Origin of the sequence: Glutamicibacter sp. 363, from assembly GCF_052379505.1 — a bacterium.
Classification (GTDB): Bacteria; Actinomycetota; Actinomycetes; order Actinomycetales; family Micrococcaceae; genus Glutamicibacter.
In genome coordinates this window covers 1-1,337 of the sequence record NZ_JBQSYR010000075.1, presented here as the reverse complement: position 1 = coordinate 1,337, position 1,337 = coordinate 1, and the positions used below count along the sequence as shown (strand labels likewise).

The following is a 1,337-nucleotide window of genomic DNA, read 5'->3' as shown; positions in this document are numbered from 1 at the left end:
AACCATTTCTAGAGACCTCGACTGTGCACCATTCTATCTATACCCCCGCAAATCTCACGACTTTCACCAACCTTGACGGACTGGGACTCACCGCCATCGGGCAGCGCCTCACGCCGAAGAAAGCTGAGATCCTCTGCCAAGTGACCAACCCTGACCCATGGTGCCAAACGTGCGGAACGCCCGGAAATCCACGCGATACCGTCACCCGGCGCCTGGCCCACGAACCGTTCGGATGGCGGCCCACCGTCCTGGTGATCAAGCACCGCCGCTACCGCTGCAACCACTGCCAACGCGTCTGGCGTGAAGACCTCAGCCAAGCGGTAGCGCCACGACAGAAAATCAGCCGGACCGGGCTACGCTGGGCTTTGGCCGGGCTAGTCACCCAGCACCTGTCAGTCTCACGGATTGCCGAAGGGCTCGGTGTCACCTGGAATACCGCCAACGAAGCAGTGCTGGCCGAAGGCCAGCGCCTGCTGATAGATGACCCAACCCGGTTCAACGGAGTCAAAGTGTTGGGAGTTGATGAGCACGTGTGGCGGCATACCAAAAGTGGAAACAAGTACGTGACGGTCATTGTTGACCTCACCCCGGTGAAGGCTGGCACTGGCACCGCACGATTGCTCGACATGATTCCCGGACGTTCCAAGGCCGTGTTCAAGACCTGGCTTGCTGAACGCGGTGAAGCATGGAAAAACAATGTTGAGGTGGTCGCGATGGACGGGTTCACCGGCTTCAAAAGCGCTGCTGCTGAAGAACTGCCCCAAGCCGTAGAAGTCTTGGACCCTTTTCATGTGGTCAAGCTCGGCTCCGAGGCGTTGGACCAGGCCAGACAACGAGTTCAGCGTGAACAATATGGGCGGCGTGGCCGGAAAGATGATCCGCTGTATAAGTGCCGGCGTACGCTGACTACAGGTTTATCGCTGGCCACAGAGAAACAGAAACAGCGCGTTGAAGACCTGTTCAACGTTGCGAAGCACGAGCCTGTGCAATTGGTCTGGAGCGTTTACCAGAGGATGGTTGATGCCTACCGGCAGAAGAAGCCCGAGATCGGGAAGTGGGCCATGGAACAACTGATCAACGAGATCGGTACCAAAGTGCCGAAGGGTTTACCGGAGTTGAAGAAACTCGGTGGTACGCTGCGCAGGCGGAAACCGGATATCCTCGCGTATTTTGATCACATTGGCAGTTCCAATGGGCCTACTGAAGCACTCAATGGGCGGTTGGAGCACCTGCGGGGTATCGCTTTGGGGTTCACGAATTTGGCGCACTATATCGCACGGTCATTGTTGGAAACCGGTGGCTTTAGATCGCGTTTACACCCTGAATCCTGAAGAGCC

At 57.2% G+C, this 1,337-nt stretch carries 1 protein-coding gene; it reads left to right on the top strand.

Annotated features, from left to right (window positions below; genetic code table 11):
* The first annotated feature begins 23 nt into the window (after window positions 1-23).
* Window positions 24-1,331: an ISL3-like element ISAar23 family transposase gene (locus tag ACT3UA_RS18910; protein WP_096288990.1), complete on the top strand. Its 1,308-nt coding sequence runs from the start codon at window positions 24-26 to the stop codon at window positions 1,329-1,331.
* The last annotated feature ends 6 nt before the right edge of the window (window positions 1,332-1,337 follow it).